General features: G+C 40.2%; 8 protein-coding genes. 3 read left to right on the top strand and 5 right to left on the bottom strand.

Features of this window, described 5'->3' with window-relative positions; genetic code table 11:
- Positions 1-155: 155 nt before the first annotated feature.
- Positions 156-407, bottom strand: a complete 252-nt coding sequence (locus tag ACKI4H_RS11235) for a hypothetical protein (protein WP_131317812.1) — start codon at positions 405-407, stop codon at positions 156-158.
- Between the two features lie 349 nt (positions 408-756).
- Between ACKI4H_RS11235 and ACKI4H_RS11230 the strand changes: the two genes are divergently transcribed.
- On the top strand, positions 757-1,563 hold the full coding sequence (locus tag ACKI4H_RS11230; protein ID WP_407305754.1) for a tetratricopeptide repeat protein: 807 nt from the start codon (positions 757-759) through the stop codon (positions 1,561-1,563).
- Between the two features lie 61 nt (positions 1,564-1,624).
- Here the strand turns inward: ACKI4H_RS11230 and ACKI4H_RS11225 are convergent, their stop codons facing one another.
- From ACKI4H_RS11225 to ACKI4H_RS11210, 4 genes are all read right to left on the bottom strand, one after another.
- The gene (locus ACKI4H_RS11225; RefSeq protein WP_407305752.1) at positions 1,625-2,548 is read right to left on the bottom strand and encodes an AEC family transporter; all 924 of its coding nucleotides are present in this window, start codon (positions 2,546-2,548) and stop codon (positions 1,625-1,627) included.
- Positions 2,549-2,617: 69 nt separating this feature from the next.
- Entirely contained in the window at positions 2,618-3,727 is a 1,110-nt protein-coding gene (locus ACKI4H_RS11220; protein WP_407305750.1) for an NADH:flavin oxidoreductase/NADH oxidase, read from the bottom strand.
- 11 nt (positions 3,728-3,738) lie between these two features.
- Positions 3,739-5,937, bottom strand: a complete 2,199-nt coding sequence (locus ACKI4H_RS11215) for a TonB-dependent receptor domain-containing protein (RefSeq protein WP_407305748.1) — start codon at positions 5,935-5,937, stop codon at positions 3,739-3,741.
- A gap of 20 nt (positions 5,938-5,957) precedes the next feature.
- Complete coding sequence (locus ACKI4H_RS11210) at positions 5,958-7,220, bottom strand: carbohydrate porin (protein WP_407305746.1); 1,263 nt, start codon at positions 7,218-7,220, stop codon at positions 5,958-5,960.
- A 401-nt stretch (positions 7,221-7,621) separates the two neighbouring features.
- Here ACKI4H_RS11210 and mutM point away from each other — a divergent pair, with 401 nt between their 5' ends.
- Together mutM and ACKI4H_RS11200 are read left to right on the top strand one after the other, a co-directional pair.
- Positions 7,622-8,476 carry a bifunctional DNA-formamidopyrimidine glycosylase/DNA-(apurinic or apyrimidinic site) lyase gene (gene mutM, locus ACKI4H_RS11205; protein WP_407305744.1) on the top strand — a complete coding sequence of 285 codons (855 nt, stop codon included), beginning with the start codon at positions 7,622-7,624 and terminating at the stop codon, positions 8,474-8,476.
- Positions 8,473-8,754 carry a peptidylprolyl isomerase gene (locus tag ACKI4H_RS11200; RefSeq protein ID WP_131317825.1) on the top strand — a complete coding sequence of 94 codons (282 nt, stop codon included), beginning with the start codon at positions 8,473-8,475 and terminating at the stop codon, positions 8,752-8,754. The genes mutM and ACKI4H_RS11200 overlap by 4 nt, the downstream gene beginning before the upstream one ends.
- The last annotated feature ends 102 nt before the right edge of the window (positions 8,755-8,856 follow it).

Below are 8,856 nucleotides of genomic sequence, written 5' to 3'. Positions count from 1 at the left end.
TTCACCTGTTTTTTTATATCCTCCACCATTGGATAAGTAGGTTTGAACAACTTTCAGTTTAAATTCTTGAGAATGTTTAGCCATAGAAAAGCACCCTTCAAATTAGATTAAGTGTCTAACTTTCGGGGTGCGGTTCAAATCGGAGGCTTTTTCAATCACAAATTAAAATCGTGAAATAGCTTGTTCATGTCTTTAATGACATACTCTTTAAAATGAAATGCACGTGCATGTTTTGCATCAATACGTGCAGTCTTGCCCTCATATTCAAAGATATAAACGCGGTCTTCTTTGCTCACCAAAAAGTTTTTGCCCAATCTCATCAACAATGCATCAAATTTGTCTTCATCCGGAATGCTTTCATCCAGATTAATCTGATCATATGCCCGTTTAATCGCTTTGATGAACATTCATATACTCACAATTTTATTCAGCTGCGATTTAAACAAAGATTGAGAAAAAAGCAAAGTGAAGTTGCTTCCTCTGAACCTTTTTATGGCATAAAATTTCACTTGAAGTAAAATTTTAACTATAGAAAAACAATTCATGTTAAAACGGAAAAGTACTTAAGGCCGAGTTAAGCGACTCATGATTTACTTAAGCACTTATGCGGCAAATATCAACAAAATTTTATGTAATACACAAATCATATATTTACATTCACATAATTAAACTTATGATGTTGTATTGAATCTTACACATACATTCTTAAACGCATAAATGGAATTATGTGATTGTTTATAAAAAGGTTATAAAACTATGAAAAAAATTATATGTGCCAGCATCCTCGCTTTATCCTCACATCTTGCAATGGCAGAAATGGCAACCAACTCGGTTGATCCTGCATTTGCCAAAATTGAAGCATTGGTCAAAGCCAATAATATGAAAGATGCCTACCAAGAACTGGAAAAATTGGCCAAAGCAGGTAACCCTCAAGCCATTTATAACCTAGGCTATCTGACTCAAACCGGTCAAGGTACAGCCAAAGATGAAAAAAAAGCCATCAAGCTATATGAAGAGGCTGCAAACAAAGGTTATCCGGTTGCCAACTATGTACTGGGTAAAAACTATGTGGGAGGAACTTTAGGTCTGAAACAAGACATTAAAAAAGCCAAACAGTATTTAGAGAAATCATCTAACCAGGGGTTTGCTGATGCCACGGTCGATTTGGCAGTTTTACTTTTTGCTGAAGGCACCCCTGCTTCAGAAAAACTGGCCTTACAAAAATTAGATCCTTTAATTAAAAAAGATAATTATCAAGCAATTCATGCCAAAGCCTTATATGACATTAGTCAGGGATTTAAGAATAAAAATGAAGCTCCGATTAAACAAGGCTTGAAAAGCATTCAGGACTTAGCGCAAAAAGGCTATATCCCTGCTCTCATGGCAGTGGGCAATATGTTTACCAATGGCAATATTATTCCGCAAAACCTGCCTGAAGCGAAAAAGATTTTTTCAGCCCTAGCAAAAGAAAATATACCGCAAGCCAAGGAATCTTTAGCAGCAGTGGACAAAATGATTGCTGAACAAGCGAAAAATCCGGCAAAAGCTGCGAAAAAAAGCTAAATTTTCTCCAATAAAAAAAGCCCCTTCACCATGGGGCTTTTTTTATGACTAGAAGAATTTGTTACCACCACATGGCAATCAGGCCACTTAGCAGTATAAAGCCCAATACTGTGCTTAACATTAAAGCGCTGAGAGCTTTATCATTGAGTCCATAGTGCTGCCCCATAATTCCAAATACAATCGGCATTGGTAGTGCGGCAAGCAATGTCCCGGCATAAAGCATTTCTTGACTAACATTCGGTAAAATATTTAATAACATAAAAATAGTCAGCGGCATCAAGACTATTTTAATCCCCACCAAAACTATGCTTTGCAGATCGACAGCTTTTAAACTCATACCGGCCAGACTTCCCCCAATCACAAATAAAGCAATCGGAGATGCAGTTTTACCCAACATCTCCAAAACCTGAACTAAGTAGGATGGAAGATGGATATTCAAGATCACGCACAACATGCCAAATACAATCGACAGAATGACCGGATTTTTAACTACATTATGCAAGGTCTGTTTAAGCACCTGTGATGTCGCCCGTTGTTGATTTGCACCTGCTTCAGCAATAATCAGCGTCAACGCTACAATCAATAAATTTTCAATAATCAGGGTCAGAGAAAGATAAATTGCTGCCTGCTGTCCAATCAGCATTGTGAGGATTGCTGTCCCGATAAACCCGGTATTAGACATGGAGGCCCCCATGGACAACACACCAGATTCAGTCAGTCGACAGTGGAAAAATTTACGATACAATAAAAAGGAAAACGCGTAAATAATCAGCGAACCACCGCCATAACCCATAAAATAACTGGAATTCCAGATTTCATCGAAGCGCTTACTGGCTAAAGCTTGCAGCAAAAATGCAGGCAAAGAGATTTTAAAAACAAACTGACTTAAGCCGTTTATATGCTCGGCTAAAATAAAGTCGAATTTTACACATATAAATCCCAACAGAAGCAGCAGGCATATAGGTAAAATTACACTTAAAACCACAACTGCTCCTTATTGTCAGACAAGCTTAGCTCTGCTTAATCACTGCATTTTTACAATTAAATTTTATTTCTAAAAGGGTTCAAACAGAGATTTCACGCCATGCGGCTGACAGCGCAAATACTGGGGTGCAATTTTTATATGCGCACCCAATGTCGCTGCCGCATGCCAAGGCCAACGTGGATCATAGAGCATAGCGCGAGCCAGACCAATCGCATCAGCTTGTCCCATGGTTAAAATGCTTTCAGCCTGTTCTGCTTCAGTAATCAGCCCGACTGCAATCACTGGAATCTGAATCACTTTCTTTATTGCTTCAGCAAAAGGTACTTGATAATTGGCACCAATTTTAATCTCTTGATTGGCATGCAAACCACCACTGGATACATGAATATAGACCGCACCTAACTGCTCTAAAGCTTTTGATAAACCGACCGAAGACTCCACGTCCCAACTCTCTACTCCATCCATCCAGTCAGTTGCAGAAATACGCACCCCAATTGGATAATCACGAGGTACTGCATTTTTGATTGCCTGAAAAACCTCAAGCGTTAAACGGATGCGGTTCTCAAAACTGCCGCCATATTCATCGGTACGCTTGTTCGACAGTGGCGACATAAACTGATGCAGCAAATAACCATGGGCTGCATGGACTTCAATCAAATCAAATCCGGCATCTACCGCACGCACAGCAGTATCAGCAAAGTCCTGAATCACTTTCTGGATTTCATCTTTATTTAGCGCATGTGGAGCGTGATCCGTCAGGTTAAAGGGTAACTCACTGGCAGAAACGGTTTGCCAGCCATGGACCTCTTCCGGCTTAAATTGACCTTTTCCATCCCAGGGTTTATCGGTAGAGGCCTTGCGGCCCGCATGTGCCAATTGGATACCAAAAGGCATAGGAGATAAAGATTTTACTTTAGCCAATAACGCTTTCATTTGGGCACGTTGCAAGTCATTCCAAAGCCCTAAGTCAGCATAACTAATCCGTCCTTCAGGCTGCACCGCAGTAGCTTCAACAACGCATAGACCCGCACCAGATAATGCATAATTGGCCCATTGCTGTTCATGCCAATACGTCACTTCGCCCTGTTCAGTTGCTGAATACTGACACATCGGGGCAATCACAATTTTATTATCAAGTTTTAAAGAGCCAAATTGAATGGATTCAAATAATAAAGACACACTTATTCTCCTTAAAATGCTTTGGTTATACTTAAACCTGCGCTCCAGTTCATGCCATCTGCAGGTTCAAAGAAACGGCCATTTCCGTCATTGACAATAACGGAACCCACATACTCTTCATCAAACAGGTTATCGACCCGGGCAAAAGTACGCACTTTCCAGTCTGCATTTTTCCAGATGTAACCGACATTGGCACTGGTTATGGTATAGCTTGGCGCAGCATCTGAATTGATGTCATCGACATACAGTTTGTCAATATAGCGGACATCCAGTCCGGCATTCAAGCCGGTTTCAGGCTGCCAAGCCAAAGCAACAAAAGCCTGATTTTTAGCGACACCCGGAATATAATTGCCTTTTGCCACCACCTTTACAGGATCTGTATTGGGGATATCAGCATCAAATGTTGCATCGATAAAACTATAACTTGCTTGGGCAGTTAAATCACGCCAAAGCTTTTTATTCCAGGAGAGTTCTGCACCCTGTCTTAGCGTTTTATCGGCATTGCGGAAAGTATTACGACCATTGTTCGATTCCGCTGAAACAATGTCATTTTGTGTTTCACTTTGGAACACAGCTGCCGTGAAATGACCAAAACGATTTTGAGATTTTAAGCCCAGTTCATAATTATCACTGGTCGCAGGATTTAAATCAAAGTTAATCCCAGATGTCCCCACCGTTGGATAGGCCATTTCGGTAAAAGTCGGGGTTTCAAAACCTTTGGCATAACTCATGTAAGTTGATAATTGCGGAGTAATTTCCCAGGTCAAGGCAGCTGAAGGCAACAGCTTTTGATAGTCTTTTTTACCACTGTCATCACCATTATCCCTGTCTGCAGGATATTCAGCTGCTTTGAAATAGGCATCTTTAGATTCATAATGCACATTACTGTAACGCAGGCCCGTATCTAAACGCCATGCAGGTAAAAACTCCCATGAAGCCTGAACATAAGGATCAAGGTTCCATAGACTGTTTTTCTCATCACGGCGTAAATTGCCTTTTACCCCATACTGACCCTTACTATCAAAGTTTTCATAACCCTGACGGTCTTCATGCATATAGTCAAAAGCAAGACCGGCTGTTAAACGGGTATTTGGCAGTAAATCCTTTCCTGTCCAGCGCAAATCTGTGCCGTAGAAGTCACGAGAGAAATCGATTACCCCACCTGCATGACGTGGATTTTGCTGACTGCTCGAAGGAATTGGATTACCTTTATCATCCAGCCCTAATTCTGGTGAGGCTTCTCCTTTAGGAATCGATTGATACTGCGTGACTTCACGATGTCCAGCATAAAGCATAGCGTATAATTCGTGCTGATCATTAATCGGCTTAGACCAGATCAAACCTGTTTGAGTCTGATTAATTTCTTTACGAACATCAAACTGTTTTAAGAATGGAACTTGTTGTTTAGGATTGGCTTTCCATTGCGCTCGGGTCAATCCTTGGGGATCATCTGCATTGATATCGACATGGTTCACAATCCAGTTCACCTTAGAACCATCATCCAAGTCCCAGGTCAGTTTGGCATTGCTTAACACTTTTTTGGCAGCGCTATGCTCACGGTAGCCATCGGTATCAAAATAAGATGAACTTACAACATAACTCGGTTCATTGGGTTGGTCTGCCCCGCCCTGTAAGACAATATCCGCACGACCTTTATCATGACTACCGCCTGAGTAGCCTAACTGGATAGAATCTCGACCTTCGCCTTGTTTAGTGGTGGTTAAAATCGTCCCGCCAGAAGAGTTACCATAAAGTGATGAAAATGGTCCACCCAATACTTCAATATGATCCAGACTTCCTAGATCAATATTTGAGGTTTGCCCCTGACCATCAGGCATGGTGGCTGGAATATCATCGACATATAAGCGGATACCACGTACCCCAAAAGTTGAACGTGCGCCAAAGCCGCGCATCGAGATTTGTAAATCTTGCGCGTAATTTTCACGGTTATTCAATTGTAAGCCGGGAACACCTTTTAAGGTTTCAGATAAATTGACACCGAGATTATTTTTATTGTTATCTTGATCGATTCGATACACGGAAGCCGGTGTTTTCAACCAGTCGGTATCTGTGCGTGTCGCTTCTATTTTTAAGGTAGGCAACAAAACAGGTTCCGTAGAACCTGTTTCAGCATAGAGGTTTTGGCAGATGCATGCCGTCAGGCAAAGTAAAGTCATATTGACAGGAATCAGGTGAAGTTTACCTTGCATAGGTCACTCTCTATGTCATATTAAAATATCACTTTAGAGCTTAAACCAAGTACCAATGCATCATCCACATTATTTGTAGCGCCTGGGTTAATAACATATTGAATATTCGGACGAAGCATTAACCATTTGGTTGGGTAATAGCTGTAGTTCAATTCAACATTGTATTCAGCACTGGCATTAAATGCAGGATGAGTCACACGGTCATTTACGTGTACACGGTTTACCCCCAGACCTAAAATGTCATTCGGCTGAGAATCGAATAGACCAATATATTTCACACCAATTTGTTGTGAATTATCCACTTTAGTGGTGGTACGGTCATGCCAGGTAAGGTTTGCAAAGCTATGCAAACCTTGACGACCTGCACCTGTCGATGTCAACTGTTGTTCTACTGCCAACCAGCCTCCATAAGTGCGATCTTCAGCTACAGTGCCTTTTGCATAAGCAACATCATATTGATTTTTAGCATCATCTGCAGTGTTATATATTCCACCTACACGGTAGCTCCCCGGTAAACCATTCACAAATGATTTGGGTTGCCATACCACTTCAACTGGAATGGTTACCCCATCGGCATTGTCGGTATCCAGATTCCACCCATAACGCTCTAAAGCATTTTCAGGGTTATATTCATAGATACCGACTTGAGTAAATACTTCAGGCATCACCTGATATTTAACGCGGCCACCCCACTGTGCAACAGGCGTGTTCATCCAGATATTACCTTGCCATTTCCCCATTTGCGCTGCACAAAATGCCGTACTTTGAAAATCACACGCCATCACGTTAAAGTCCATACCCAGACCTAAACGACCGACCTTGACACTGATGCCTTGCGCTTTAAAATTCTTTTCAATCGACAATTCACTTAAACGGGTTTTTTGATTACCACGGCCAAAGTTTGCTTGAACATTGGCAAGTTGCGGCACCTCACCTTGTAAATCATCGACGGTTGTACTTTGCCCTTGACGCGCACTTAGCGCAGCACGAATCGTCACCCCATCCCAGCCTGCAAGTTTTTCCATATTAAAGGTTGAGCCTAACCATAATTGGCTCGCCACAGTCGGATCATTGCCGTCATCACGGCCACCATCAGCTAAATAGGCAGCATCAGCAGCAATATTGGCATCAAATTTCACACCTTGAGCAGCAAGTTCAGTACGTTTACCGTTCCAGTCCCCTAACAAATACTGACCATTTGGGTCAAATGCTTCAGCGGCTTGAGTTTGGGTCATGGCAACCATCATCAAAGTTGGTAATAAAGCGAGACTAAATTTTTTCATACAAGAAATCACAGCAACGTTCAAGAGAATACAATTCAAATAAATTGCATATATTGTGTGAAAATTACATAATTTTTAAATATTAATCTCATCAATTTTTTTATTATAGTGAAAACAAAAAGTTATATATAAACCAAAATAAATAAAAATTAGTTTAATTAAAAGTAAATATATTAATATTTTTCAATCTATTAAATTCAAAAATAAATTTAAAAAATTATTATGTTTATTAAAAAAGTATTTAAAATAAAACTTAACAGTACATTTTTAATCAATTTAAAAATGATCATTCTAGGGGAAAAGCATAAATTTTACTGACTGAACTCTACTTTAAAATAAAAACTTGCATTCATTCACTGGCAACCCGATATTAGCATTATCTACTCATACTAGAATCCAGCATGCCCGAATTACCAGAAGTTGAAACCACCAAAACCAGTTTATTGCCTTTAATTGACCAAAAAGTCGTTTCTATTCAAGTGCGTGAATCACGTTTACGCTGGCCTATTCCTGATGATATTCAGAAATTGAAGGGACAAAAATTAGTTAAGCTTACCCGACGTTCTAAATATATTCTGGCGGAATTTGAACACGACAGCATGCTATGGCATTTAGGCATGTCGGGCAGTTTCCGTCTTTGTGATGCAAATACAGAATTGCGTAAGCATGATCATGTGATTATTCAGTTTGAGGATGTAGAACTGCGTTATCATGATCCGCGTCGTTTCGGCTGTATTTTATGGTTAGATTCCAATTCACAAAGTAAACTGATTGATACTTTAGGACCAGAACCTTTAAGTGAAGCTTTTAATGCGGAATATTTAGCGGAAAAATTTAAAAAGAAAAATGTCGGTGCTAAAGTAGCGATTATGGACAATCATATTGTGGTCGGTGTGGGAAATATCTATGCCACTGAAAGCCTGTTTAACTTAGGCATCCATCCTGCTCAGCCCGCATCCAGTTTAAGCCGTGTTCAAATTGAAAAATTGGTGATCGAAGTTAAACGGATTTTAAAACAGGCAATTGATTTAGGCGGCTCTACCCTACGTGACTATACCAATGCGATGGGTGAAAATGGTTATTTCCAGCAAACCCTGTTGGCCTACGGTCGTGCTGGCGAGATGTGCATCAACTGTGAAACCACTTTGGAAAATTTAAAGCTTGGACAACGTGCCAGTGTATTTTGTCCGCAATGTCAACCTTTAAAAAAAGTTAAAATAGCGACCAAGACTCCATCTAAAGGGAATAAAGCATGAAATCTGCCATCGTCCGTCATATTTTAGTGAAAGATAAAGAAATGGCTGAACAGCTAAAAAAGAAAATTAAAGCCGGTGCAGATTTTGCCAAACTCGCCAAACAGCATTCGACTTGTCCGTCGGGTAAAAAAGGCGGTGAATTGGGTGAGATTAAAAAAGGTCAGTTGGTTGGTCCAATTGATAAAGCGGTATTTACCTTGCCGGAACGTGAATTACACGGCCCAATCAAAAGTCAGTTTGGCTGGCATTTATTGGAAATTAAGTTTCGGATGGATTAGCGTTAACTATTAATGTTTAAAAGCATAATTTAAATAATTGTGATTATGCTTTTGACCTCACCTTCAAATTTAATTATATGAAAAATGGAAAATAAAAAACTA

The sequence above is a fragment of the Acinetobacter sp. genome (assembly GCF_045628685.1).
GTDB lineage: Bacteria > Pseudomonadota > Gammaproteobacteria > Pseudomonadales > Moraxellaceae > Acinetobacter.
This window is presented reverse-complemented; position numbering and strand designations above follow the sequence as displayed.